The organism is Kitasatospora sp. NPDC008115 (genome assembly GCF_042957205.1).
Classification (GTDB): Bacteria; Actinomycetota; Actinomycetes; order Streptomycetales; family Streptomycetaceae; genus Kitasatospora.
On sequence record NZ_JBIBHU010000002.1, the window covers coordinates 359,002 to 383,068 of the forward strand.

The following is a 24,067-nucleotide window of genomic DNA, read 5'->3' on the forward strand; positions in this document are numbered from 1 at the left end:
AGGACGACGGTAGTGAACCGGCCCCGGGGTTGTCCCGCTTTCGGCCGTCCTCCGTGCGCGGGCCGCGTGCGGGCCGTGCGGGTGGGACGGCCGCCCGCCGTCACCGGCCGCGCTTCACCCTCCCGGCGTAACTTCCCACCCGTCGGCCCGCGTCGGGTTGCGAAAGCGCCCGGCTCTGCGCGTTCGTGTGCAAACGTGTGTGCCGCCCGGCCGTCCCGCGCGGCGGCCGGCGCAGACTGCTGACCAACCATCAAGGAGTACCTGAGATGTCGGTTCGTGGAAAGCTCCGCAAGTTCGCCGTGGTCGCCACCGTCGTCGCCGCGACGGCCGTGATCGCGCCGACCGCCGCGGTGGCGCACGACTCGGGCGAGCAGCCCTCCTCCTCGTCGTCGGGACTCTCGGCCGGCGAGGCCGCCGTGGGCCTGTTCGGCCCGCGTTTCAGCTGGGTGGAGGCCTTCGAGAACATCACCAACGGCTGACCCTGTCCGCCGCACGCCCCGGAGCCCCCGGCCCCGGGGCGTGTCCGCGTGTCCGTGCCCCGGCGGGTCAGCCCACCGTGATCCCGACGACCGAGTACTGCGCGACCGTCAGCGGCACGCTGAGCACCGCCCCGGTCACCGTGAACGGCACCGGGCGCGGCGCGGGATCGGTCCCGTCCGGGGTGGCCACCGTGACCCCCGTGACGCTCCGCCCGGCCGGGACGGCGTACGTCAGGGTGCAGGACGCGGGCGTGCTGCGGAACGCCGCCGGGGTGTCCCCGAAGTTGGTGAAGTTCACCAGGTGGACGACGGTCTCCTCGCCCAGGCGGCGCGCCTCCAGGTGGATCCGCCGGTCGCCGGCCAGGCCGAGCGACGGCGGCGCGGCCTCGCGCACCGGGGCCAGCAGCCGCTCGCCCGCGGCCTGGTCGGCGGTGCGCAGGTAGGCGAGCCCCGGCAGGGCGCCGCCGAGGTACCAGCAGACGCCCGCGCCGAAGGCGTTGCGCCGGCTCGCCGGCAGCGGGTCGGCCCGGCGCAGCCCCAGCACGTCGGCGAGCGCGTACTCGGCGCGGCGCGCGCCGTACTCGTCCAGGCCGGTCGGCGCGGGCCCGGTGAGCACCACCGTGCCGCCGCCCGCGACGTACCCGCGCAGCACCGCCGCCTCCGCGTCGGAGACCGCCTGGAGGTTGGGCAGCAGCACCACCTTGAACCGCGCGAGGTCCTCGGCCGCGAGCCCCGGGCTGGTCACGGTGTCGAACGGGATGTGCGCGTACACCAGGGCCTTGACGGTGCCGCGGAACTCGCCCATCCACGGCATCGTGGTGCAGCTCATCTCCGGGTCGTCGCCGCCCCACCAGTCGGCGATCCCGGCGGGCGCCGTCGCGTTGGCGTACATGCCGTTGCCCTCGCCCGGGCTCACGTAGTCGCGCGAGGCGCTGGAGTGGTAGACGCCGACCTCGGCCGCCGACCCGGCGTCGTAGAGCCGCTGCTGGTTGGCCCGGACGAAGCCGAACATCCGGGTGCGCATCGCCGCGTCGGTGGTGTCGTTCTTGTACGGCGTCTTCACCTCGTACGGGTTGCAGCCCGCCGCGATCAGCTCCGCCATCACCAGCGAGGCGTCATCGGCCTTCCAGCCGTAGGAGAACGCCCAGGCCGGCTTGGTGCCGCTGGCCGCCCGGGCGTACTTGTACATCGAGATCAGGCAGGTCCAGTCGGTGGCGGTGGCGTGCCGCATGCCGTCCTCGTTGGCCAGGATGTCGACCTCCCAGACCTGGCCGACGTTGCCCGCCGCCTGCCGCAGGTAGGCGCCGTCCAGGCCGATCGAGGTGGCGTAGCGGTAGTCCATCGAGACGGTCTCGACGAAGGTGACCAGGTCGGGGTTGACGCTGCGCCCGGCGGCGGCGATGTCGAGCTGGAACCCGAGCAGGTTGTGGTGGCGCCACTCGACGTAGCGGCGGAAGACCGGGTCGTTGAAGTTGGCGGCCTTCGGCAGGGCGGCCAGCCCGGTGTCCGCGGTGAACGCGGCGGCGCTCCAGGTGGAGGCGTCGCACCAGGAGAGCACCCCGTCGAAGAAGATCGGCACGTCCGGCCAGATCCCGTCCACGCCGGTGCCGGCGAGCTGCCTGATCCGCTTCAGGTAGTAGTCCCGCCAGGGGGAGTTGGGGCTGACCCAGCAGCTCTCGTCGCCCGGGTCGACCCAGACCACCACGCTGCCGCAGAAGACGTTGGGCTTGCCGTCGAGGGAGCGCTGGACCCAGGTGCGGCCCTGGTCGTTCTTGTAGAAGGAGCGGCCCTTCTCGCCGCCGGGGGAGATGACCTCCAGCGACGGGTAGTACATGACGACCTTCAGGCCGGCGGCGTGCGCCTTGGTGGTGAAGGTTCTGACCAGTGCGGCGTGGGCGGTGAACTCGGCGTCGGTGAGCCAGTCGGACAGCACGGTGTCCAGTTCGATCACGCTGACGTTCTGGGCCTTCAGCTGGTCGATCCGGCCCTGCATGTCCTCCTCCTCGTCGAAGGTGCCGTCGGCCAGCCGGGCGAACCGCGCCCAGTCCGGCCATGCGGCGGCGCTCGTCGACGCGTACCCCGTGACGGGCCGGTGGACGGCGGCGGGTGCGGAGGTGGCGGGAGCGGCGCCGGCGGGTGTCGAGGGCAGCAGCCGGACGGCGGCCAGCGCGCCGCCGGTGGCCAGCCCGGCGCGCAGCAGGCGGCGCCGGCCGATGCGGGAGACGGGCAGCGGGTCGCCGGGGGCGGCCGACGACGGTTCGGTGTACTCGGACATGACGATCCCTTCGGCGTGCCGCGGTGCGCCACGCGGGACGGGTGGACGGTGGCCGCCACGGCGCTCCGGGCCCGGGAGGCACGCAGCCGCCGCGCGGCGGTCGCGCGGCGGACGTGCCCCGGGTGCGGAGCGTCGGAGAGCGGTGAGCAGCGGTGAACCACGGTGCTCAGGGCGGCCGTACCGTGACCGGTCGCGAGAACGACGGCCGCACCGGGGACGGCGCCGGCGCGAACCCCCGTCCGCACGGCCGTCCCGGGGCCGACCCTACGTCAGATCACCGTCCGCGAACCGTCCCGAATCGGCCGACTGTGCGCCACCGTCGCCCAGTTGCCACGTCCGGCCGTCCGCCGTGGCGCCGCGCAGGCCGTCCAGGGTGCCCGGACCGGCGAGCGCCGCGGCGAGGGCGCTGCCCGCCGACGCGAAGCCGGCGGTCCGCGCCGGGTCCCAGTCGGTGCTCCGCCGCAGCCGCCGGCTCATCCCCGCCCAGCCGCGCGGTCCGCCGGCCACCACCCAGGCGTCCGGCGCGGGCGCGGTGAACCGGCGCGCCTGGCGCAGCCAGGAGGCGGCCTGCTCGGGCCAGTCGACGACATCGAGCACGCTCCCGACGCCGGCCTGCCACCGCGCGGCGAACGCCCGGGCCGCGGCGGTGGAGGCCTCGTCGCGGCCGTGGCCGATCACCACGGTCGCGGAACGGGGCAACAAGCCCACGAGGGCGTCGAGTTCGGCCGCCGTATGGGCGGCGGGAGGGTCAGGCGGCATCGTGGAACACCAGGCCGAGCGTATGGCGCAGGCCCGAGCGCACGGTGCTGACCCCGTGCCGGACGGGCGCCGCCGACCAGCCGCGCGCGGAGGGCACGGGGCGGTCCCGGGTGGTGAAGACCAGCCCGTGGCCCCGGGGGAGCGCGACGGACGTCCCGCGCGACTGGGCCCGCGGCCGCTGTTCGACGGTCAGGAACTCGCCGCCCGTGTAGTCGGACCCGGGCACGTCGAGGCCGATGACCACCTGGAGCGGGAACACCAGGTCGCCGTACAGGTCGCGGTGGAGCGCGTTCCAGTCGCCGGCGCGGTAGCGCAGCAGGATCGGCGTGGGCCTGGTCTGTCCGGCCGCGTGGCACTGCTGCAGCCACTCGGCGAGGCCGTCCGGCCACGGCGCGGGCCGGCGGAGCCTGGCCGCCCAGTCGCGGGCGATCGGCAGCAGGCGCGGGTACAGCGCCTCCCGCAGGGCGGCGACCGGGGCGGGGAAGGGCTCCTGGAAGTACCGGTACCGACCGGAGCCGAACCGGTGCCGCGCCATGTCGACGGTGCTCCGGAAGCGCTCGGTCTCGTCGTACAGCCCGGCCACCTCCGCGCACTCGGCGGGGTCGAGCAGCATCGGCGTCAGTGCGCTCCCGTACTCCCCGACCTCCTCGGCGATCGCCGTCCAGTCGGCGCCCTCGACCCGCTCTGCCGGGCCTTTGATCATCGTGTGAACGCTCACGTCGCTCTCCGGTCACTCGTCCATCCCGTCCCACGTCCTCCACTCTGCGCCTCGGGTCCCGCGCCGGGCTGGCGGGAATCGGCCCTCGCGCTCCGCTCCGCCGACGGCTGTGGGACCGTTGTGGCCGTGATCGAGTCAGGGGTGATCGACGGCGGCGGCGCACCGGCGCGGGTTCTGCCGGGGACGGTCCTGGAACTCCTCCGCTCGCGGATCGAGGCCGGGCGCCCGGAGACCTGGCCGACCGGTTCGGCCGGCCGCTCGCCGGGCTTCGTGACCAACGCCGAGCGGGCGATGGTGGTCCTGCCGGCCGGAGAGGGCGACCCGGGCGAGCATGCCGTGGACCCCTCGGCCGATGGCGGGAGCGACGGGTTCGTGCTCGCCGACGGCCAGTGCGACGAGTACCCCGACCAGGACACGGTCCCGCTCGCCGAGGTGCTGCGGATCGTCGAGCACGTCGTGGCCACGGGCTCCTGGCCCGCCGATGCCGCCCGGGTGGCCGACCGCTGAGCCACCGGACCGGCGATGCCACCGGACCGGCGATGCCGCCGGGCCGGGTCGCCGGGCCGTAGGGCGGCCGTCCTGGCAGGATGGCGGCCATGGAACGTGTGCTTGGAATCGGCGGGTACTTCCTGCGCGCCGCCGACCCGGCGGCCATGAGCGCCTGGTACCGGGACTGCCTCGGACTGGACGCCGACGAGTACGGCCTGTGGCGGCAGGAGGCCGGGCTGACGGTGTTCGCGGCCTTCGAACCCGGGACCGACTACTTCGGCTCCCGCGACCAGCAGACCATGCTCAACTTCCGGGTCCGCGACCTGGACGCGATGCTCGCGCAACTGCGGGCCAAGGGCGCGGACGTGGCCGAGGAGACCCAGGACATGGCGGGGGTCGGCCGCTTCGGCTGGGTCACCGACCCCGAGGGCCGTCGGATCGAGCTCTGGCAGCCCGCCTGACCGCCGGGGCGGGTTCAGGCGCCGGTGAGCGGGACGGTCGCCACCGGGGACCAGGACAGTTGCCAGGCGGTCTCGCCGCCGGGGCGGGGATGCCGCCGGAAGAGGACGTCGAGCAGGTGGACCTCGCGGATGCGCACGGGGGCGTGGCTGGGGGAGATCCGGCGGAAGACCGACTGCAGGGCGTCGGAGGAGGAGTCGGCCCAGGCGTAGCCGAGCGAGATGTGGGGACGGCCGCCGTCGTGCCGCAGGGCGCCGGTGCCACGGGTGCGGCGGATGGCGTCGCGGACGCGCTCGCGCAGCCCGACCAGGGCGTGGTCGGGGGAGAGGTCGAGGAAGGCCCCGCCCCGGCTCGCGATCGGGGAGCCGGCCGTGACCTCGAACGGGCGGGTGCCGGCGAGGTGTTCGCGCAGGGCGGTGACCAGGTCGGCGCGTTCCCCGTCGGTGATCCGGTCGGAGGTGGTGTCGGCGATCATGTCGAGGGTGCAGTGCAGCGTGCCGTCGTCCAGCGCGGTGATCGGGTGGGGGAGCATCGCCACCCGGCACTCGCCGACCAGACGGGCCAGTTCGAGATCGGTGCCCGGGTCGGGCACCGCGTAGACGTGCAGGGCGCGGGCGCCGTCGGGCCACGGCGCGCCCTGGAACCTCGGAACGAACTTCTCCACGGTCGTCTCCTCCGTCGCGGGGCGTGCGCGGGGCCGGGCGTGTCGGTTCGGGGTTTGGGTCTCCCGGACACGGTAGCCGCGGCGGAGGCGTCAGTGGAAGGTGAAGGAGGTGCTCGCGGCCCTGGCCCGGGCGGCGAGGTGGACCGGCCAGGCGAGCGCGAGGTCCTGCCAGGGGAGGCCGATCGGGGCGAAGACGGTGGGCCGGTCGTCGGGGCGGGCCGGGGCGGTACCGCGCAGGACGTCGCCGAGCGGGGTGGCGAGGCCCGGGTCCAGGTCCGCGCTGTGCAGCACGCCGGAGGCGGCGGCGAGACCGGGGTCGTCCACGACGAGGCGGCTCGCGCGCAGCAGGGCCGGGGAGAGTTCGGTCTTGCCGGGTTCGTCGAAGCCGAGGCTGGTGAGGTGGAGGCCGGGGCGCAGCACATCGGCGTCGAGCAGCGGTTCGCGCGACCAGGTGGCGGTGAGCACGATGTCCGCGGCCTCGACGGCCGCCCGCGCGGTCGGCATGGCCTGGCCGACGGCCGCGGCGCGCGCCGGGTCGAGGTCGTAGGCGTACACCTCGTCGACCGGCCGCAGGGTGCGCAGCGCCCTGAGCACGGTCCGGTTCTGGGCGCCGGCGCCGATGACGGCGACCCTGGTGGCCTGCTCGGGTGCGAGCGTGTGGGTGGCCAGCGCGGCGGCCAGCCCGGTCCGCCAGGCGGTGACGGAGGCGGAGTCGAGCAGTGCGAGCAGTTCGCCGTCGGCCAGCGCGTGCAGGCAGACGATCCCGCGCAGGGCGGGGGTCGCGGCCGGGAACTTGGCGTTGACCTTCACGGTGTACGCGGGTACGCCGGGGAGCAGCCCGGGGAGGAGGCACATCGCGGTGCCGGGGCCGGGCAGGCGGGCGCCGACCCGGTGGGCCGGCTGTGGGTCACCGGTGGCGCGGAAGCCCGCTTCGAGCGCGGCCAGCACGGCCGGGATGTCCAGCGCGGCCTCGACGTCCGCGCGTGAGAGCAACAGGGTCACGGGTGCCGCCTCCTCCCGCCGCCGGTCATGGCGGAAACGGAACGGGGGCGGCACCGTCACACGGTTGCCGCCCCCGGGGATGGAGCGCCGGGCCCGAATCGAACGAACTCTTCCCGCTGAAAGCGGGCGTGCTGCCAATGCACCACCGACGCCTGGCCGACCGGGCCTCCCGCCGCTTGCGCGGGCCGCCCTCTCGACGAGGAAGAACTTACCAACGGATGATCAGAATCCGAAATCCGCCGGATCAGGCCGGGAACAGCCGGCCCGGGCGCGGTCCGCCCCGCAGGTGGAGGCGGCGCAGGAAGGCCAGCACGCCAGGTGTGCCGACGGCCCAGGCGGGGGATTCGGCGCCGGGGTCGCCGCCGGGAAGCAGCGGGCGGCCCCAGGGCCCGCCGCCACGGGAGAGCACCAGGCCCGCGACCTCCTCGGCGGTTCGCCAGTGGCGCTCCTCCCCGGTGGCCGAGGCCAGGTCGACCAGCAGTTCGCCGACGCCCGCGAGGCCGCAGCACTGGCCGGTCATGCCCATCCTTGGCGCGAGCGCTCGGCAGGCGGCGGCCGCCTCGGCGGCGCGGGCGAGGAGCGCCGGTTCGCGGTAGTGGCGGGCGGCCTGGACGAGCACGGTACCGATGCCGGCGAGCCCGCGGCACCAGGAGCTGTAGCGGCGGGTCGCGCCGGGGGCGCCGGCGGCCGCCGCGAGGCGGGGCACGTCGGCGGCGAGGCCGTCGACGAGGCGCCGGGCGGCCGCCGCGGGCTCGCCGGGCAGGGCGAGCAGGAAGTGGGCGAGACCGGCCCGGCCGTGGGCGAAGCCCTCCATGAGTGCCGCCGTCCCCGGGTTGGGCTCCTCCCGGGGGTCGGTGGGGCGCCCGTCGGTCAGCCGCCGGGCGCACTCGGCGGCGACGGCCAGGTGCCGCCCGGCCTCCTCCGGACGGCCGTCGGCGCGGGCCGAACGGGCCAGCAGCAGCCGGGCGGTGCCGATCCCGGCGGCGCCGGAGACCTGGTCGGCCGGGAGGTCGTCGGCGAGCGGCCCGGCCGCGGCGGTGGGCGGTTCGGTGCCGAGCAGATGGGCCGCGTGGGCGAGGAACAGGTCGACGCCGGCCCGGCCGTCGTACAGCCCCGGGCCGAGCCGGCCGAGGGCGGGGTGGGCGGCCGTCCACCGGGCGAGGGCGGCGGCCGCCGTGCGGACCTCCGGCCGGTCCGGGTGCTGGAGCAGTTCGAGGCCGAGTCCGGCGGCGCCGTCGTAGAGCGACAGGAGGGTGCGCGGCTGCCCGCCCCGGGGGTCCGCTTCCACCAGCTCGTGGGCCATCCGGACGCAGCGGCCGAGGGTGTGCCGGACGGACTCGCCGAGCCGGTCCCCGGTCAGCGCCGGCGGCCGGCGGTCCGGCCCGGCGGGCCCGGTGGGCCCGGTGGGCCGGGTGGCGTAGCGCAGGGCGGCGGCGGCCGCGGTCCGCTCGCGGGCGTCGAGGCTCAGCAGGCCGGCCACCGCCGTCACCACCGCGCCCGCCGCCTCCGCCCGCGCGCCTGCGGGCAGCGCGCCGGCCAGACAGGTGAGGGTGCGGTCGCGGTTGACGGCCGGGTCCGGGTCGATCACCACGGGGTCGAGTCCGGTCGCGGCCCAGTGCAGGGTGGCGCCGAGCGCGTAGTAGTCGTCGGCGGGCCGTGCCTCGGCGGCGCCGGGCAGGCCGTAGCCCCGGGTGGCGCCCTCGGGCCGGTGGCCGGCGAGGGAGCTGACGCCGAAGTCGACGAGCGAGCAGCCGCCCGAGCCGTCGAGCACCACGTTGGCGGGCTTGAGGTCGCACACGACCACGCCGCGCGCGTGCACGGCGTCCAGGACGGCCAGCAGCCGGCGCGCCAGGGTCCACCAGTCCCGGTCGGTGGTGCGGGCGCCCGTCGGGTGGCGGCCGTCGGTCGGGTACGGGCCCGCCGTGAGGACGTCGCGGCGCAGATCGCGCGGGCCGAGGGCGGTGCTGACGAGGTACTCGTCCTCGCCGTGCCGGAAGTAGTCGACCAGCCGCGGCACCCCGGGCACCCCGTCGAGCGCGGCGAGCACCCGCCGCTCGTGCCGGAGCCGGCCGCGCGCGTCGGTGCCGGACGGGTCCTCGGCGACGTGGGCGCGGGCCTGCTTGACCACCACCGCCCGCCCGGTGGCGAGTTCGACGGCGCGGTAGACGTGCCCGTTCGGCGAGCGGGTGATCCCGGCGGTGATCCGGTAGCGGCCGTCGCCGACCCGGGTGCTCGCCTCCCGGCGCGGGGCGCGGTCGGTGAACGGGTCGGCCGCCCAGGGCGGTTGGCGGTAGGAGCCGACGGCGAGGCCGGGGAAGGGCTCCCCGGCGGGTCCTGCCATGACGAGGTCCGGGTCGTCGCCGTCGACCCGGAAGGGCCCGTACCGGTAGTAGACGGGGGAGTCCGGCCGCAGCCGCCGGTCGCTGACCACCCGGGGCCCGGGTCGGCCCGCCAGCACCTGGGCCAACTCGCCGGCCAGCGCCTCGATCCCGCCCGGCGCCGGGTAGACGGTGACCGCCTTGCCGACGGCCGCGGCGCCGCGCAGCCCGGAGTTGAGCCGCCCGAGCACGGCGGCACCGGCGGCGAACTTGGCGTCGCAGGTGTGCCGGAGCAGGACGGGGAGCACCAGGTCGACCAGCTCCGCGAGCTGCTCGGGGCGGGCGGAGAGGTGGAGCTTCCAGCCGTGGGCGAGGGCCGGCATCGTCGGGTCGTGGAGGTAGAGCCAGCCGTCGCCGGCGTGCAGCCGGCGGCGCGCGCCGGCCGGGGCGGCGAGGTGGGCCGAGATCCGGGACCGGAGGTCCCCGGCCGTCCCGTGGGCGGGGCCTTCGCCCGGAGGTGCCGCTGCCGTCATCGCCGTGCCACCCTCCCGCGGGCCGCGTCCCTGGCCGGTGTGACCGCCGTGCGGTGTCCCGCCCGGCGGTCACCTCCCTGTTCGAATCATTCGGATCATTCGGTGGGGGTCAGGAGTTGAACCCGCACTCGAAGCGGGTGGGGACGTAGGTCACCCACGGGTCGTCGATACACGCCACCGGGGCGAGGTCCGCGTCGAACTCGTCCTCGAAGGCGATGGTCTCCTCGTCGATGTCCAGCAGGCCGGCGTCGCGGATCTCCAGAACCTGTGCGCTCATGATGGGCTCCTCCCGTTGAGGGTCGGTGGATTCCTGTTCGACGGCATGTTCATGCTAGCCAGCTCCCGGTGTTCACCATAGGGGCGCGACATCATCACATTCGGAACACCGGAAGGACTTCCGCCGTCTGACGGTGTGTGACATTTCATCGAACGGCGGACCGGTGGAATCCGCGGTGCTACGGTCGGCCCCATGTCCAGGACCGAGATCGACCAGCTGACCGCCGAGTTCTTCGGCGCGTTCGACAACCGCGACGGTCGGTCCGCCGACGTGGCCCGGATCCGGCGGCTGATGCTCCCGCAGGGAGTGATCGTCTGCACCGCCCCGACCTTCACGGTCTACTCGGTGGAGGAGTTCGTCGAACCGCGCGAGCGGCTGCTGAGCAGCGGACGGCTGGTCGGCTTCTCGGAGTGGGAGACCTCCGAACGGACCGAGATCGCGGGCGGCGTCGCCACGCGCATCGGCGAGTACCGCAAGTCCGGGACCCTGGACGGCCGGCCGTACGGGGGCGGCGGGACCAAGACCTTCCAGTTCGTCCGCACCCCCGAGGGCTGGCGGATCGCGGCCTTCTCCTGGTGCGACACGGCCTGAGCCCCGCCCGGCCCGCCCCGCCCGGCGGCCCGGCCGTGGTGAGCGGCCGACGGCGTGGCAGCATCCGGGATGTGGTGATCTACGACGAACGACTCTCCGTCCCGCTGCGCTGGTGGCTGGCCGCCCTGACGGCCGCCGCCGCGCTCACCGCCGCGCTGCTCCCGCTCGGCGCGCTGCCCGCCCTGGCCGGCGGCGCCCTGCTGCTGGCGGTGACGGTCCCGGCGCTCAACGGCTACGGCGCGGTACGCATCCGGGTCTGCGACGGCGTCCTGGTGGCCGGACCCGTCGTGCTGCGCGGCGAACACACGGGAGCGGTCGAAGTCCTCGACCAGGCCGCCGCCTTCGCCTGGCGCACCCGGCTGGCCGGCCCCCGGGCCCGCCTGCTCATCCGTGGCTACCTCCCGCGCGCGGTCCGCGTCGAGGTCGCCGAACCCTCGCTGCTCTGCCCCTACGTCTACCTCTCCACCCGCCACCCCGAGGCTCTCGCCGCCGCCCTGGCCGAAGCCCGGGACCACTGCACCGCACCGGCCGCCGCCGGCCACTGACCCCCAGCGCGTCGGTCAAGGACGTGCCGGAGGAGCCGAATGCGGCGCATACTGCTGGCGGTGCCCCTCCGGTACGGGTGGGGCGCGCGACGCACGGGGGGAGCGCCGCCATGACCCGCAAGACCGCCGACCGCACCGCCGCACCGACCCGCCTCGCCGCACGGGCCGCCTGGGGCCTGCTCGGAGCCGGACTGCTCGCCTGGACCGCGCTGGAGGCGCTGAAGCACCGGGGCCTCACCGTCCCGCTCGCCGTCCTCGGCCTGCTCGTGCCGTGGCTCGCCGCCCGCACCCGGGGCACGTCCGCCGTCCGCCGGGTGCTGACGCGCATCTGGGTGCCGCTCGCCGTCATGGCGATCAGCTCACTGGCCCCCGGCTCCGCCGACAGCACCGCCGCGCCCTTCGCCTTCGGCATGGACTGGCTCACCCACCTCGCCCTGCGCCGGGCCCTGTCCCGCAACCCGCACTGACCCCCGGCACCGCCACGAGGGCGCGCTGGGCCGTCCGGGTCCGTGGGCCCGGGACCGGTCCGCGGGTTCGAGGCGCTGGATGACGCCCGGGGGCTCACCGCCGTCCCAGGCCTGCTCGTGCCGCGGCTCGGCGCGGGCCGCGGCCTGCCGTCGGCGGGTCCTGCTCGCCGTCCTGGGGTGGTCGGCTGGTTCGTGAAGCGGCCGTTCCGCTTCGGGACGGCTTGGTCGGCCCACCTCGGGCCGCCCCGGGGCCGGCCGCTTCGATGCCGTCGTGAGGGCGTGCCCGCCGCGCCGGCGCGCGGGGCCGCAGCGTCATCTGCTTGCCCTGGGCGCCGCGGTGGCGGCCGTCGGCACGCCGGGAGCCGCGCCGGCCCCCGGCGCGGGGACGATGCCCGCCAGGCTGGTCGTGGTCGTGGTCGTGGTCGTGGTCGTGGTCGTGGTCGGCCTCGGCACCTCGGTGTGCGCGATGGCGGTCCTCTCGCCGGCCGGGACGCGGGCCCGCCCCGAGGCGGGGCCCTTCGCCGTGGCGGCGGTGGGCGGCGGTGCCGGCGCTCGCCGCGGTGGCGGCCCGCACGGCGGGCGTGCCAAGCCTCCTGGACCGTCCGTCTGTTCGGTCGGGGACCGGGGAACCGAAGCTGTGATGTGATGGGCAGATGATCGAGGAACGATTCGCCGCGGACTGCCTGGGCCCGGTGGAGGAGGCGGTCCGGCGGGCGGCGGCCGACGAGATCATGCCGCGCTTCCGCGCGCTGACCGCCGACCAGGTGGCCGAGAAGACCGGCCCGCACGACCTGGTGACGGTCGCCGACCGCGGCGCCGAGGCGCATCTGGCGGCCGCTCTGACCGCGCTGCTCCCCGGCTCGGTCGTGGTGGGGGAGGAGGCCGTCTCCGCCGACCCCGGCCTGTACGCGGGGCTGGCCGGTGACCGCCCGGTCTGGATCGTCGACCCGATCGACGGCACCCGCACCTTCGTCCGCGGCGACGAGGGGTTCTGCACGCTGGTCGCCCTCGCCCACCGCGGCGAACTGCTGGCCTCCTGGACGTACGCCCCGGCCCGCGACGAGATGGCGACGGCCCTGCGGGGCGGCGGCGCCCGCCTGAACGGCGCCGCCCTGCGGACGGGTTCGCCGGCCGCCGGCGCACCGCTGGAGATCGCCGCCTCGTACCCCTTCCACATCACCCCCGCGGCCAAGCGCGCGCTGCTGCGCCTGCGCACCGAGGGCGTGCGGGCCCGCCCCTGCGCGGGCTCGGCGGGGCTGGAGTACCTGGAGATCGCCCGCGGCACCCTCGACGCGACCGTGTTCGCCTGGGAGAACGCCTGGGACCACGCGGCCGGTCTGCTCCTGGTCGCCGAGGCGGGCGGCGCCCACGCCACCCTCGCCGGTGCCCCCTTCCACCTCGCCGGCGGCAACGCCCTGCCGTTCATCACGGCCCGCGACGCGGAGACGGTCACCCGGATCCGCCGCCTCCTCCTCGGGGACCGCCCCACGTCGTAACCCGCGTTCCGGCCGGGCTGACGTCCCGCCCGCGAACGGGGAGGCCCCGGCGACCGGTGCTGTGCGGCCGCCCTGGGGCGGTGCCGCCCGGCCCTGCTCGCGGGGGCCGGCGGGGTCTCGGGCAGGCTTCCGCCGGCGACCGGGCGTCGGCTTGCCTCGGGGCGTCCGTCGGGGACGGGACGTGGCGAGTGCCTTCCTCCGGTGCTCCTTGCCGGGGACTCCTGTGGCGGCCAGGCCGCGGCCGGGGCGCGGCCGCTGTGGGCGGTCGTGCGGCGGCCCGGGACCGGAGGAGACGGGCTCCCGGTTTCTCGCGACCCGGTGCGGGGGCCGCCGACAACGCCGCCTGAGTCTGCGCGCGGTCCCTGGCCGGTTGCGGCCATGGGTGGTCGGCCGGTCCGTCCCGCCGGTTGTGGCCGGGGTTGCCGGCTTGCCTTGCCGTGGGGCCCGGGGACCGGTCAGCCGCCAACCGGTCAGCCGCCGACGTGGTCGCGGACGGCTTCGGGCAGGCGGCGGCCGGTGACCGAGCGCCAGGCCCGCTCCACGGCCCGGGGGCCGAGGTCGCGGGCCAGGAGCCCGAGGTTGACCACGCTCGGCCAGGTCATGGGGTGCGGGAACTCCTCGAAGCAGGTGATGCTGCGGACCAGCCACTCCATCGCCTCGCGCGGGCGCCCCTGCTCCGCGGCGAACAGCCCGAACTGGCCGAACGTCCGCGCCAGCCCCGGGGTGTCGCCGATCCGGTGCGAGACGTCCAGCGCCTTGCGGTACCGGGCCTCGGCGTCCGCCGCCCGGCCGCCGGTCTGGGCGGCCAGGCCGAGCTGGTGGTAGCCGATCGAGACGCCCGCCTGGTCGCCGAGCTCCTCCCGGACCGCCAGCGCCCGCGAGTACCAGGTCTCCGCCCCGGGGAGGTCGCCGCGGCGGGCGGCGACGACGCCCAGCTGGTGCTGGCTGGCGGCGGTGCCGGGCCGGTCGCCGAGGTCCTGGCGGATCACCAGCGCCTTGCGGTGCCAGGACTCGGCCTCCTCCAGCCGCTCCTGTGCCGCCGCCAGGACACCGAGCTGGTGGCAGCCGCGGGCGGTGTCGGGCAGGCTGCCGGACTCCTCGGCGAGGGCCAGCGCTTCCTCGGACCACTTCTCGGCCGCGGCCAGGCGCCCGAGTTCGGCGGCGACGGCGGCGAGCCGGTGGCGGAGGTCCGTCGCGAAGGGGCGGTCGGCGGACTGGTCGGCGCAGGCCAGGGCCTGCCCGAACCAGACGTAGGCCTCCTCGAAGCCGCCCTGTTCCTGGGCCAGGACGCCGAGCTGGTGCCGGCAGACCGCCGCCCGCTGGGTCTCGCCCAGGCGTTCGAAGGCGTCGAGTGCCTCGCGGGTGCGCCGCTCGGCGTCGTCCGGGCGGTCGAGGCGGTGGGCGATCACCGCCAGCTGGTGGTGGCCGATCGCGGTGCCGTGGGCGTCGCCCAGCCGCTCCAGGAGGGCGAGCGCGCACAGGTACCACTGCTCGGCCTCGGCGAACGCGCCCCGGTCGACCGCGATCCGGCCGAGCTGCTGGTAGCCGTCCGCGAGGTCGTCGAGCTGGTCCGGGTCCGGCTGCTGCCGGTCGACGGCGTGGTGGATCTCGCGCAGGGCCCGTTCGGCCTCCTCCGTGCGGCCGGCCCGTGCCAGGCGCCGGGCCTCGGCGCCGACCACGGACAGCCAGAGCGCGCCGGCCGGGGTGTCGGCCGCCGGCGGGGCGCCGTCGGGCGCCTCCACGGCGCTCCGCACCAGGTCGGTCCAGCCGCGTGCCTCGGTCTCCAGAGCGTGGGCGCTGCAGTAGGCGTGGAGCGGCCGGACGAGCGCCCGGGCCTGCGGCCACCCGCCGTCCTGGACGGCCAGGCCGAGCAGGACGCCGATCGTCCGCCGCTGGAGGTCCAGCGCGGTCAGGGCGAACTCGGCGCTGCCGCCGGCCAGTTCGCGGGTGAGCAGCAGGCAGAAGCCGACCTGGGCGGCGAGCAGCGCCTGAACGGCGGCCGCGTGCTGCCCGGCGTACCCGGACTCCTCCGCGCGCCACCGGGCGGTGAGGACGGCCGCGATCGCCGGGTGGATCCGGTAGGCGGTGCCGTTCGCGGCGGTGAGCAGGCCGAGGCCGGTCGCGCGTTCCAGCAGCCGCTGCCAGTCCTCGGTGCCGCGCTCCCGGAAGCGCTCGGGCGCGAGCGGCTGGCGGGAGAGGAGGGCGAGCACGGTGGCGTCGACGGTTCCGTGGAAGAGCGTGACGGCCGCCAGCGCCCGCCGGTCGTCGGCTGAGAGGCGGGTCAGCGCGTAGCCGGTGCCCACCGTGAACGCCGCGTCCGCCGTGGCCGTCGCCGCCTCGGCCTCCGCCTCGGCTTCCGCTTCCGCCTCGGCCCGAAGGAGGGTGTCCAGGATGTGCCACGGTTCGTGGGCGTCGAACGAGGACAGCACGAGCCGCATGGTCAGCGGGTGCCCGTCCAGCCACTCCAGCAGTTGCCCGAACACCCGCAGCCCGCGCTTGCGGACGGTGTCGGGGTCGGGGGCGAGCAGGTGGTCGGCGTACACGACGGCCTCGTCCGGGGCCAGGTGCGGCACCTCGATCCGCAGCGGGCCGGGGCCCAGCCAGGTCTCCGGGGTCCGGCTGGTGAGGACCACCGCGCCCCGCCCGCGCCCGGCCACGCGTTCGAGGAAGGCCCGGAGCTCGGCGCGTTCCTCCTCGCTCGGGACGGGGACGGCGCCGACGGGGTGGTGTTCCGCGTGCAGGGACTCGACGCCGTCCCAGATCAGCAGCACGTCCCCGGTGGCGAGCGCGTCCTCGACCGCCTCCCGGCGCCCGGCCGGCGTGAGCGGGTCGAAGTCCGCGGCGTCGAGGAGCCGGTGACCGATCCGGTCGACGACCCCGGCCAGGCCGGTCGAGGCCACGCCCGGCGCGAAGGAGTGCAGGACCACCGACTCCGGTCCGTCCACCGCCCCGGTGTCCCGGCACCAGCGGCCGAAGGCCTTGGCCAGCTCCGTCTTGCCGACCCCGGCGGGCCCGTGCAGGACCACCACGCGGTGGAGCCGGGCTCCCGCGTCCAGGTCGAGCAGCAGCCCGTCCCGCCCGGTGAACTCCCCGACGGCGTCGAGGCCCTCCAAGCCGTCCAGCCCGCCCATCCGGTCCAGCCCGTCCAGCCCGTCCCGGGCATCCGCGACCGGGTCCGGGCGGTCGTCGGAGGGGACGGGCGGCTGGGCGTCCCGCCCGGTCCGCAGGCTGGGGAACGCCGGCTCGCTCCGGCGGTAGAGGGCCGGGACCGTCCAGTCGGCAAGCGGCAGCGGGCCCTTGGGGGAGACGCGCAGGTCCTGCCCGGCGAGGCGCCGACGGCCGGTCGCGACGGCCGACGCGACCCCGTCGCCGGAGCGCAGCCGCTCGTAGACGGTGCCCAGGAACTCGGCGGCGGCCGTCCCGGACAGGCCGTACGGCAGGGCGAGCACGGCGGCGGCGCCCTCCTGGAGCAGCCGGAGGGCCGCCGCCGCCTCGGGCTCTCCGGCCGGGTTCGCCGAGCGGCCGGTGCTCAGGACCACCACCGAGACCCCGGCCGCCGCCAGCAGCCGGGCGACCCGCTGGACCGGCACCGGCCCGGCGCCCCCGTCCGGCTGCTCGAACAGCAGCCCGCCGTGGAGCTCGCGCCCGAGGGCGGACCGCTCGGGGAGGATGCCGGGGCCGTCGAAGTGCACGATCTGGAACGGCCGGCCCTCCTCCCGGGCCTCGCGCAGCGTCTCGCCGAGGCCGGCGAGCGTCGGCGGGCGCAGCACCTCCAGTTCGACCGCGTCGCGTCCCGGTCCGAGCCGCCGCACCAGCGGGACGGCGATCGTCCGCGCGTCGGCGTCCGCGGCGGTGGGCACCAGCAGCACCCGCAGCCGGGAACCGGGCGCCTCGGTGACCGCGTCGAAGGGGCCGGCGTCCGACGGGCAGCGGATCAGCAGGATGTCGTCGAGCACCGGCGGGGAAGGGCGCCCCGGATCGGTCATCAGTTCCCAGGGCAGCGCGAGCAGCGGCGCGGAGTCGGAGCGCAGCACGAGTTCCAGGGCGCCGCCACGGGCCCGTGCCCGCAGGTAGGCGTCACGGGCGGGGCCGTCGCCGAACAGCGCGGAGAACATCCGCGCGCCCCAGTCCGGCAGCCGGCGGGCGAGGTGCGGGCCGCGTTCGCCGTAGGCCCCGAACGGGGTCCGGAGGTAGTCCTCCAGGTACCAGCGCAGGTTCTCCAGGGCCGAGTCGTCCAGGGGTCTGCGCAGCCATCCGGCGTCGACGGCGGAAGCCGGGACCTCTGCACCCGGCGGCCACTCCGTCACGGACATCCGGCCGTCGGCGTGGAGATCCAGCACCAGACGTTCGACCACAATCGCCCCCAGCGAGAGCGGGGCGGCCGGGCGGCCGTTCCGCTGCGGAGCACAGGGTAGCGGCGTCGCCACCGGGACCGGGCGTCCGGGTGCAACGTCGGGGTAACGATCCGTCAAAGCCTCGCGGGCCGAGGAGCGAAACGGAGGGGGCTCGAACGCTCCTCCGGGACCGTCCGGCCCGCCGCTACGGCCTGCCGCCCCGGGCCGACACCCCGTCCGTCGGCCCCGGCCACGGCCCGCGGGCCGGCGGCGAGGACAATGGCGCGGTGAACCACACGAACGACACGACCGGCACGAACCATCCGCACGGCACGGACGACACGCACGACCTGAACAGCTCGAACGCCCTTGGCGCGGTGGACCACCAGGCGCTGGTGCTCGACGCCATGGCGGCGGCCGTGCGCTCGCCGCTGCGCGGCCGGGTCGCCGACTACATCCCGGCACTCGCCGAGGCGGACCCGTCGGCGTTCGGCATGGCGATCGCCACCGTGGACGGCCGGGTCTTCGGCGCGGGGGACTGGCGGCAGCCGTTCTCCGTCCAGTCGGTCTCGAAGCTGTTCACCCTCGCCCTGGCGCTCGCCGAGGGCGGTGACGGGCTGTGGACCGGCGTCGGCCGCGAGCCCTCCGGCAACCCGTTCAACTCGCTGGTCCAGCTGGAGTCCGAGCACGGCATCCCGCGCAACCCGTTCATCAACGCCGGCGCCCTCGTGGTGACCGACCGCCTGCTGGAGCTCACCGGTGACGCGGTCGGCGCCGTGCTGGACCTCCTGCGCGCGGAGTCCGGCGACCCGGCCGTCGACGTGAACCGCGCGGTGGCCGCCTCCGAGGCCGAGCACGGCCACCGCAACGCGGCGATGGCGCACTTCATGGCGAGCTACGGCAACCTGCGCAACCCGGTCGAGGACGTCCTCGCGCACTACTACGCGCACTGCGCGATCGAGGCCGACTGCCGGGACCTGGCGCTGGCCGGCCTCTTCCTCGCCCGCCACGGCCTGCGGGTCGACGGCTCGCGCCTGCTGTCGCGCAGCGAGGCCAAGCGGATCAACGCCGTGCTGCTCACCTGCGGCACCTACGACGCGGCGGGCGATTTCGCCTACCGGGTGGGCCTGCCCGGCAAGAGCGGCGTCGGTGGCGGCGTGCTCGCGGTCCTGCCCGGCCGGGGCGCGGTCTGCACCTGGAGCCCGGGCCTGGACGCCGCCGGCAACTCGGTGCTCGGCGTCGCCGCCCTGGACGCCCTGACGACGGCCACCGGCTGGTCGGTGTTCTGACGGCGGCACGGCCGCGCCCGTCCCCCGGCGGCTCCTGCCGGTGACGGACCGGAAGCCGACGGTCACGGAGTTGTTATGTCCTCTTCACCGTGCCGACGGCCGGCCCGGTCATGCTCTGCACCGGCGGAAGCCACCGCCGAAGACGCGCCGGCCAGCAGGCGCACTCACAAGGGGACTGACACCGTGACCGTCCGCCGTACCCTCATCGGCACCCTCGCCGCCGGCCTGCTGCTCGCCGCGTCCGGCGCCCTCCTGCCCGTCGGCGGCACCGCGCAGGCCGCCGGCGGCGACCCGGGCGAGCTCCCGTTCGCCTCCGCGACCACCGTCGGCCTGCACAACACCTACGACCCGGCCGCCTTCGGCTACCTCGCCCAGGGCCTGGACACCGGCACCGGCATGATCGAGCTGGACGCCTGGCCGAACGTCATCACCAAGGAGTGGAAGGTCAACCACTCCAACCCGCTCGGCAACACCAACAACTGCGTCAGCGCCACCACGCCCGCCCAGCTCTACTCCGGCAGTGCCAACAAGAACCTGGACGCTTGCCTGGACGACGTGCGGATCTGGCTCGGCGCCCACCCCGGCGCGGGCCCGCTGGTGATCAAGCTGGAGCTCAAGCCGGGCTTCTCCGGGAACCTCGGCATGGGACCCGCCCAGCTCGACGCCCTGATCGCCGCCCACCTGGGCTCCGCCGCGCTGCGCCCGGCCGACCTGCTCGCCAAGCCGGGCGGCGGCTCCTACCCGACCCTCGACGACGCCGTCCGCGCCGGCAACTGGCCGACCAGGTCGGCGCTGGCCGGCCGTGCCCTGGTCTACGTCATCCCCGGCACGGTCGAGCTGGACAACCCGTTCGACACCCTGCACACCGACGTCGAGTACGGCCGCCACCTGCGCGACCTGGCCGCGGCCGGCCGGATCGGCGAGGCGCGGATGTTCCCCACCGCGCTCGGCGCGGCGACCGGCGACCCGCGCACCCGGTACGCCGAGACCTCGATCCGCCCCTGGTTCGTGGTCTTCGACGGCGACGCCGCCACCTACGTGAACGGCGTCGACACCAGCTGGTACGACGCCAACCACTACCTGCTGACGATGACCGACGCCCACAACGTCGCCCCCGCCATCAGCAACACCGACCCCACCGCCGACCAGGCCCGCACCCGCGCCGAACAGCTCGCCCGCGCCCACGCGACCGTCGTCTCCAGCGACTGGCGCAGGCTCCCCGGCGTCCAGTCCCTCGTCCTGCCGCGCGGCTGACCCGCCCGCGGCCCCCGGCGGCCCGTACGCCCTGACGGCCCGTACGCCCCGACGGCCCGACCCCGATGCCCGGGGCCGGGCCGTCCGGTGTGCGGGTCAGGGACGGTCCCGCTCCGGCGGTCCGTCCTCGGGCCAGGTCAGCGTCTCCACCAGGGACCGGAACGCCGCCCGGTACACGCTCGGCGTCGTACCGGTGTACCGCTGGAAGTGGTGGCGGAGGTTGGCCGGGGTGCCAAGCCCCGTGCGGGCGGCGATCCGTGCCACCGGCTCGTCCCCGCGCTCCAGCAGGCGCTGCGCCCGCTGGATCCGGACACGCAGCAGGTACTGGAGGGGTGGCAGGCCGGTCTCCGCCCGGAACCGGCGGCTGAGCCCCCGCACGGTGAGCCCGGCGTGGGCGGCGATGTCGTCCAGGGTCAGCGGGTGGTCGAGCCGGGTCTCCAGCCAGTCGAGGGTGGGACCGAGCCCGTCGCCGGACACCGCCGCACCGGGCGCCGCCGCGTCGTCGGCGGGCAGGTCGAGGAACAGCCGGCGCTCCGTCTCGACGGCCACCGCCACCCCGTGATCCAGGGTGATCAGCCGCAGGCAGAGGTCGACCCCGCCCAGGACCCCGGCGGCGGTGTGGAACGGCCCGTCCGTCGTCACCTCGCCGTCCGGGTCCACCTCGGTCCGGGGATGACGCCGCGCCAGCCCGGCGGCGAGAGCGCGCGAGGTCGCGGCCCGGCGGCCGTCCAGCAGACCGGCGGCGGCCAGCGTGAACGTCCCCGCGCCGAACGCCCCGATCCGGCAGCCCCGCGCGGCGGCCGCCCGCAGCGCCCCGGTCACCTCGGGCGGCGGACCGTCGGGGTGCTCGGGGTGCCCCGGCACCAGTACGGTGTCGGCTTCGGTCAGCCCCTCCAGACCGTCCAGCCCCCACGGCGTCGCCAGGCCGAAGGCCGACGGGCCGCCGGTCGACCGGAACCCCGGCGCGGCGCAGAGCCGCACCTCGTAGGAGACCCACGGGTGGCAGCGGTCGGCCGTGCCGAAGCAGGCGGCGGGCACGGTGACGTGATGCCCGGGCACCCCGTCGAGCAGCAGGACGGCGATCACGGGCATGTCCAGAATTTAGCCCAGGGTGACATCGCCGCCGCTGTCGGGGCCGGGGGCGGCGGCGAAGGATGGGACATACCGACGCCGCAGGTCATCGGCCCACCGGCGGGCGGATCCCACCATCCCCGGGGGTGCCCGCGCACGCCCGCGAACGAATGGAACACCCATGTCACGAAACGCCTCCCGGTCCCGTCGCACGGCGCGCGCCGCCATCGTCACCCTCGCCGCCGCGGCCTGCGTGGCGACCCTGACCGGACCCGCCGGGGCGATCGTCAACGGCCGGACGGCCACCGAGCGCTACCCCTTCATGGCCTCGATCCCGATGACCGTCCCCGAGGCCGGAATCGACGACGGCGTGTGCGGCGCGACCCTGATCCACCCCCGCTGGGTGCTCACCGCCGCCCACTGCATGGACACCTCGCTGGTGCGCCCCGACGGCATCGTGCGCATCGCCTCCGACCGGCGCACCAGTGGCGGCACCGTGCGCGGCATCGAGCGGACCGTCACCCACCCCGGCTACACGCTGGGTGCGGCGGCCGGGGCGAACCAGGACGACCTCGCGCTCGTCCGCCTCGACCGCGCCGCGCCGCAGAAGCCGATCCCGATCGCCGACCGGGCGGGCGCCCCCGGAACCCCGACCAGGCTGCTGGGCTTCGGCACCACCGCCGATACCACCGACATCACCCAGGCCGCCTTCGCCAAGCGCCTGCAGCAGCTCGACACCCGCATCGGCGACGTCAACGAGTGCGCGCCGGGCCGCGCCGGCCTCGCCCGGCTGTGCACGGTGAGCCCGGTTCCCGGGGCGATGGCCTGCATCGGCGACTCCGGCGGCCCGCAGATCCAGCACGGCCGGGGCGGCCGCTGGGAGCTGGTCGGGACCACCTCCGGGGACGGTGACACCGACCCGACCTGCTCGACCGGCCCCGGGCTCTACACCAGTGTGCCCGCCTACGCGGACTGGATCCGGGCCACGCTGCGGGCGTACGGCGACTGACCGCGCGCCGGCCGTCACCCCGGCGCACCGGCGCACCGCGCCGCCGGTGCGCCGCACCCCCGACCCCGCCCGCCCCCACCTTCGGACTACGCTCCCACCATGCCCGTGATCGCCGTCCTCGCCCTCGACGGCCTGCCCGGCCATCACCTCACCCTCCCCGGACTCGTCTTCGCCGCCGCCGCCCGCGAGCACCCCGGCGTCGCCTACGACGTCCGGCTCTGCGCGGCGGGCGACGGTCCCGGCGCCGTCCGCCTCGACGCGACCGCCCCCGTCGACGCCGTGCTCCCGTACGGCCTCGCCGACGCGGCCGGGGCCGACGTCCTCCTGCTGCCCGCCCACCGCGACCAGGGCGCCCGCCCGGCGCCCGCACTGCTCGACACGCTCCGCGCGGCCGCCGCCCGGGGCGCCCGGATCGGCGCCTGCGGCGCGGGCGTGCTCACCCTCGCCGCGACCGGCCTGCTGGACGGCCGCCGGGCGACCACCGCCTGGCGCCACACCGGGGAACTCGCCCGCCGCCACCCCCGCGTCCAGGTCGACCCCGGCGGCACGCTGGTCGCCGACGGCCCCTTCCGCACCTCCGGCGGGGTGTTCGGCGGGCTGGACGTCTGCCTGCGCCTGCTGGCCGAGGACCACGGCGAGCGGATCGCCGGGCGGACCTGCCGGGACCTGCTCAGCCCGCTGGTGGTGCACGCCGAACGGGTGGCCGAGGTCATCGACCGCACCCTCGCCGACAGCAGCGGCCTCGACGCGACCCTGGAGTGGCTGGGGCGCAGCCTCCACCTGCCGCTCGCCCCCGCCGACATCGCCGCCCACGCGGGTGTCAGCGTCAGCAGCCTCAACCGGCGCTTCCTGGCCCGCACCGGCCTCAGCGCCCCGCGCTACCTGCTGAGCCTGCGCACCGAGCGCGCCCGGGAGCTGCTGGAGCGGACCGACGAGCCGGTGGAGGCGGTCGCCGCCCGCACCGGCTTCGCGTCCCCCGCCGCCCTCCGCCCGCACTTCGCCCGCCTCACCGGCACCACCCCGCGCGCCTACCGCGCCCGCCACCGGCCGCGTTGACGCCGGAAACCCGGTTGCCGCCCCGCCGCAGGCCACCTAGCCTTCCCGGCATGCTGCCCTTGGTCGAGACCGACGAACAGTGGGACACCGTCCTGTCCGACGAGGCGGTCATGCGCCCCGGGGCGGCGGACCTCTGCGCCCGGCTGGGGCTGGGCGGGCGCGCGCTGGAGCGCTTCGCCGGGGGCTCGCAGCCGGTGTACGCGGTCGGCGACACGCTGGTGCTCAAGCTCTATCCCAAGGCCTCCGCCGAGGACGGCGTCACCGAGGCCCGGGTGCTCGCCCACCTCGACGGGCGGCTGCCGGTGCCGACGCCCGCGCTGCACGACGCCGGGGAGTACGAGAACGGCTGGCGGTACGTGCTGATGTCCCGGCTGCGCGGGGTGGAACTCGCCCCGGCCTGGGCCGGGCTGACGGCCCGTGACCGGGAGCGGATCACCACCGGGGCCGGGGAGGCCCTGGCGGCGCTGCACGCGCTCGATCCGGGGCCGCTCACCGACGTGCTCGGCCCCGGCGACTGGGGGGCCTTCACCGACCGCCGGCGCGCCGCAGCCGTCGCACGCCAGCGCGAGCGCGGCCTGCCGGAGGCCTGGCTGGAGCGGATACCCGGCTTCCTGGACGCCGCCGCGCCGCCGCGCGAGCCCGGACGCGTGCTGCTGCACACCGAGTTCATGCGCCGGCACCTGCTGCTCGACCGGACCGGCGGACGGCTGTCCGGGCTGTTCGACTTCGAGCCCGCGATGATCGGCGACCCGGTCTACGACTTCGTCGGCGTCGGCGTCTTCGTCACCCGGGCCGAGCCCGGCCTGATGGCACGGTTCGCGGCCGGGTACGGCCGCGCCGTCGACCCCCGTACGGCCATGGCGTACACACTGCTGCACGTGTACAGCAACCTGCCCTGGTACCTGCGGGAGGTGCCGCCGCCCCCGGGAACGGACAGCCTGGAGGCGCTCGCCGAGCACTGGTTCGGCCCCGGCTGACGGGG

The 24,067-nt window shown here is 76.3% G+C and carries 22 protein-coding genes and 1 tRNA gene; 13 read left to right on the forward strand and 10 right to left on the reverse strand.

Annotated elements, in window-relative coordinates:
- Positions 1 to 266 precede the first annotated feature (266 nt).
- The gene (locus ACFZBX_RS03920; RefSeq protein ID WP_391531356.1) at positions 267 to 479 is read left to right on the forward strand and encodes a hypothetical protein; all 213 of its coding nucleotides are present in this window, start codon (positions 267 to 269) and stop codon (positions 477 to 479) included.
- A gap of 67 nt (positions 480 to 546) precedes the next feature.
- Here the strand turns inward: ACFZBX_RS03920 and ACFZBX_RS03925 are convergent, their stop codons facing one another.
- The 3 genes from ACFZBX_RS03925 to ACFZBX_RS03935 all read right to left on the reverse strand — a co-directional run bounded on the left by ACFZBX_RS03925 (position 547) and on the right by ACFZBX_RS03935 (position 4,216).
- Entirely contained in the window at positions 547 to 2,754 is a 2,208-nt protein-coding gene (locus ACFZBX_RS03925; protein WP_391531357.1) for a hypothetical protein, read from the reverse strand.
- A 264-nt stretch (positions 2,755 to 3,018) separates the two neighbouring features.
- Positions 3,019 to 3,513, reverse strand: coding sequence for a hypothetical protein (locus ACFZBX_RS03930; RefSeq protein ID WP_391531358.1), 495 nt, complete (start codon positions 3,511 to 3,513; stop codon positions 3,019 to 3,021).
- Entirely contained in the window at positions 3,503 to 4,216 is a 714-nt protein-coding gene (locus ACFZBX_RS03935) for a 2OG-Fe(II) oxygenase (RefSeq protein WP_391531454.1), read from the reverse strand. The genes ACFZBX_RS03930 and ACFZBX_RS03935 overlap by 11 nt, the downstream gene beginning before the upstream one ends.
- A 141-nt stretch (positions 4,217 to 4,357) precedes the next feature.
- On the opposite strand from ACFZBX_RS03935, the gene ACFZBX_RS03940 reads away from it, so the two are divergent.
- Both ACFZBX_RS03940 and ACFZBX_RS03945 read left to right on the forward strand, forming a co-directional pair.
- Complete coding sequence (locus tag ACFZBX_RS03940; protein ID WP_391531359.1) at positions 4,358 to 4,738, forward strand: hypothetical protein; 381 nt, start codon at positions 4,358 to 4,360, stop codon at positions 4,736 to 4,738.
- A gap of 89 nt (positions 4,739 to 4,827) precedes the next feature.
- A complete protein-coding gene (locus tag ACFZBX_RS03945) occupies positions 4,828 to 5,181 on the forward strand; it encodes a VOC family protein (RefSeq protein ID WP_391531360.1) in 354 nt (117 codons plus the stop codon).
- A 14-nt stretch (positions 5,182 to 5,195) separates the two neighbouring features.
- On the opposite strand, the gene ACFZBX_RS03950 is transcribed toward ACFZBX_RS03945, so the two are convergent.
- The 5 genes from ACFZBX_RS03950 to ACFZBX_RS03970 all read right to left on the reverse strand — a co-directional run bounded on the left by ACFZBX_RS03950 (position 5,196) and on the right by ACFZBX_RS03970 (position 9,973).
- Positions 5,196 to 5,843: a 2'-5' RNA ligase family protein gene (locus ACFZBX_RS03950; protein ID WP_391531361.1), complete on the reverse strand. Its 648-nt coding sequence runs from the start codon at positions 5,841 to 5,843 to the stop codon at positions 5,196 to 5,198.
- A gap of 90 nt (positions 5,844 to 5,933) precedes the next feature.
- Positions 5,934 to 6,845 (reverse strand): ornithine cyclodeaminase family protein, encoded by a 912-nt coding sequence (locus ACFZBX_RS03955; RefSeq protein WP_391531362.1) that lies wholly within the window; start codon positions 6,843 to 6,845, stop codon positions 5,934 to 5,936.
- 80 nt (positions 6,846 to 6,925) lie between these two features.
- Positions 6,926 to 6,997: transfer RNA gene (locus tag ACFZBX_RS03960), tRNA-Glu, on the reverse strand.
- A gap of 92 nt (positions 6,998 to 7,089) precedes the next feature.
- Positions 7,090 to 9,696 carry a class IV lanthionine synthetase LanL gene (lanL, locus tag ACFZBX_RS03965; protein WP_391531363.1) on the reverse strand — a complete coding sequence of 869 codons (2,607 nt, stop codon included), beginning with the start codon at positions 9,694 to 9,696 and terminating at the stop codon, positions 7,090 to 7,092.
- Positions 9,697 to 9,805: 109 nt separating this feature from the next.
- Positions 9,806 to 9,973, reverse strand: coding sequence for an SflA family class IV lanthipeptide (locus ACFZBX_RS03970; RefSeq protein WP_391531364.1), 168 nt, complete (start codon positions 9,971 to 9,973; stop codon positions 9,806 to 9,808).
- A gap of 192 nt (positions 9,974 to 10,165) precedes the next feature.
- Between ACFZBX_RS03970 and ACFZBX_RS03975 the strand changes: the two genes are divergently transcribed.
- The 5 genes from ACFZBX_RS03975 (at position 10,166) to ACFZBX_RS03995 (ending at position 13,072) form a co-directional block, all read left to right on the forward strand.
- Positions 10,166 to 10,564 carry a DUF4440 domain-containing protein gene (locus tag ACFZBX_RS03975; RefSeq protein WP_391531365.1) on the forward strand — a complete coding sequence of 133 codons (399 nt, stop codon included), beginning with the start codon at positions 10,166 to 10,168 and terminating at the stop codon, positions 10,562 to 10,564.
- Between the two features lie 71 nt (positions 10,565 to 10,635).
- The gene (locus tag ACFZBX_RS03980; protein ID WP_391531366.1) at positions 10,636 to 11,109 is read left to right on the forward strand and encodes a DUF3093 family protein; all 474 of its coding nucleotides are present in this window, start codon (positions 10,636 to 10,638) and stop codon (positions 11,107 to 11,109) included.
- A 110-nt stretch (positions 11,110 to 11,219) separates the two neighbouring features.
- Complete coding sequence (locus ACFZBX_RS03985) at positions 11,220 to 11,576, forward strand: hypothetical protein (protein WP_391531367.1); 357 nt, start codon at positions 11,220 to 11,222, stop codon at positions 11,574 to 11,576.
- 271 nt (positions 11,577 to 11,847) lie between these two features.
- Positions 11,848 to 12,222, forward strand: a complete 375-nt coding sequence (locus ACFZBX_RS03990) for a hypothetical protein (protein ID WP_391531368.1) — start codon at positions 11,848 to 11,850, stop codon at positions 12,220 to 12,222.
- Between the two features lie 7 nt (positions 12,223 to 12,229).
- Complete coding sequence (locus ACFZBX_RS03995; protein WP_391531369.1) at positions 12,230 to 13,072, forward strand: inositol monophosphatase family protein; 843 nt, start codon at positions 12,230 to 12,232, stop codon at positions 13,070 to 13,072.
- Between the two features lie 470 nt (positions 13,073 to 13,542).
- Here ACFZBX_RS03995 and ACFZBX_RS04000 read toward each other — a convergent pair whose 3' ends face one another.
- Positions 13,543 to 17,412: a tetratricopeptide repeat protein gene (locus ACFZBX_RS04000; RefSeq protein ID WP_391531370.1), complete on the reverse strand. Its 3,870-nt coding sequence runs from the start codon at positions 17,410 to 17,412 to the stop codon at positions 13,543 to 13,545.
- 401 nt (positions 17,413 to 17,813) lie between these two features.
- Between ACFZBX_RS04000 and ACFZBX_RS04005 the strand changes: the two genes are divergently transcribed.
- Positions 17,814 to 18,695: a glutaminase gene (locus ACFZBX_RS04005; RefSeq protein ID WP_391531455.1), complete on the forward strand. Its 882-nt coding sequence runs from the start codon at positions 17,814 to 17,816 to the stop codon at positions 18,693 to 18,695.
- 183 nt (positions 18,696 to 18,878) lie between these two features.
- Positions 18,879 to 19,949, forward strand: coding sequence for a phosphatidylinositol-specific phospholipase C domain-containing protein (locus ACFZBX_RS04010; RefSeq protein ID WP_391531371.1), 1,071 nt, complete (start codon positions 18,879 to 18,881; stop codon positions 19,947 to 19,949).
- A gap of 96 nt (positions 19,950 to 20,045) precedes the next feature.
- Here the strand turns inward: ACFZBX_RS04010 and ACFZBX_RS04015 are convergent, their stop codons facing one another.
- Positions 20,046 to 21,041: a GlxA family transcriptional regulator gene (locus ACFZBX_RS04015; RefSeq protein ID WP_391531372.1), complete on the reverse strand. Its 996-nt coding sequence runs from the start codon at positions 21,039 to 21,041 to the stop codon at positions 20,046 to 20,048.
- Positions 21,042 to 21,201: 160 nt separating this feature from the next.
- Here ACFZBX_RS04015 and ACFZBX_RS04020 point away from each other — a divergent pair, with 160 nt between their 5' ends.
- From ACFZBX_RS04020 to ACFZBX_RS04030, 3 genes are all read left to right on the forward strand, one after another.
- Positions 21,202 to 22,029 (forward strand): S1 family peptidase, encoded by an 828-nt coding sequence (locus tag ACFZBX_RS04020; RefSeq protein WP_391531373.1) that lies wholly within the window; start codon positions 21,202 to 21,204, stop codon positions 22,027 to 22,029.
- Between the two features lie 99 nt (positions 22,030 to 22,128).
- Positions 22,129 to 23,085 carry a GlxA family transcriptional regulator gene (locus tag ACFZBX_RS04025; protein WP_391531374.1) on the forward strand — a complete coding sequence of 319 codons (957 nt, stop codon included), beginning with the start codon at positions 22,129 to 22,131 and terminating at the stop codon, positions 23,083 to 23,085.
- A 50-nt stretch (positions 23,086 to 23,135) separates the two neighbouring features.
- Positions 23,136 to 24,062 carry a phosphotransferase family protein gene (locus ACFZBX_RS04030; protein ID WP_391531375.1) on the forward strand — a complete coding sequence of 309 codons (927 nt, stop codon included), beginning with the start codon at positions 23,136 to 23,138 and terminating at the stop codon, positions 24,060 to 24,062.
- Positions 24,063 to 24,067 lie beyond the last annotated feature (5 nt).

Coding starts and splice junctions, on each gene's coding strand:
- ACFZBX_RS03975 (WP_391531365.1), top strand. CDS start 10,166: ATGTCCAGGACCGAGATCGACCAGCTGACCGCCGAGTTCTTCGGCGCG.
- ACFZBX_RS04030 (WP_391531375.1), top strand. CDS start 23,136: ATGCTGCCCTTGGTCGAGACCGACGAACAGTGGGACACCGTCCTGTCC.
- ACFZBX_RS03925 (WP_391531357.1), bottom strand. CDS start 2,754: ATGTCCGAGTACACCGAACCGTCGTCGGCCGCCCCCGGCGACCCGCTG.
- ACFZBX_RS03985 (WP_391531367.1), top strand. CDS start 11,220: ATGACCCGCAAGACCGCCGACCGCACCGCCGCACCGACCCGCCTCGCC.
- ACFZBX_RS03920 (WP_391531356.1), top strand. CDS start 267: ATGTCGGTTCGTGGAAAGCTCCGCAAGTTCGCCGTGGTCGCCACCGTC.
- ACFZBX_RS04020 (WP_391531373.1), top strand. CDS start 21,202: ATGTCACGAAACGCCTCCCGGTCCCGTCGCACGGCGCGCGCCGCCATC.
- ACFZBX_RS04015 (WP_391531372.1), bottom strand. CDS start 21,041: ATGCCCGTGATCGCCGTCCTGCTGCTCGACGGGGTGCCCGGGCATCAC.
- ACFZBX_RS03930 (WP_391531358.1), bottom strand. CDS start 3,513: ATGCCGCCTGACCCTCCCGCCGCCCATACGGCGGCCGAACTCGACGCC.
- ACFZBX_RS03935 (WP_391531454.1), bottom strand. CDS start 4,216: ATGATCAAAGGCCCGGCAGAGCGGGTCGAGGGCGCCGACTGGACGGCG.
- lanL (WP_391531363.1), bottom strand. CDS start 9,696: ATGACGGCAGCGGCACCTCCGGGCGAAGGCCCCGCCCACGGGACGGCC.
- ACFZBX_RS04025 (WP_391531374.1), top strand. CDS start 22,129: ATGCCCGTGATCGCCGTCCTCGCCCTCGACGGCCTGCCCGGCCATCAC.
- ACFZBX_RS03995 (WP_391531369.1), top strand. CDS start 12,230: ATGATCGAGGAACGATTCGCCGCGGACTGCCTGGGCCCGGTGGAGGAG.
- ACFZBX_RS03945 (WP_391531360.1), top strand. CDS start 4,828: ATGGAACGTGTGCTTGGAATCGGCGGGTACTTCCTGCGCGCCGCCGAC.
- ACFZBX_RS04005 (WP_391531455.1), top strand. CDS start 17,814: ATGGCGGCGGCCGTGCGCTCGCCGCTGCGCGGCCGGGTCGCCGACTAC.
- ACFZBX_RS03970 (WP_391531364.1), bottom strand. CDS start 9,973: ATGAGCGCACAGGTTCTGGAGATCCGCGACGCCGGCCTGCTGGACATC.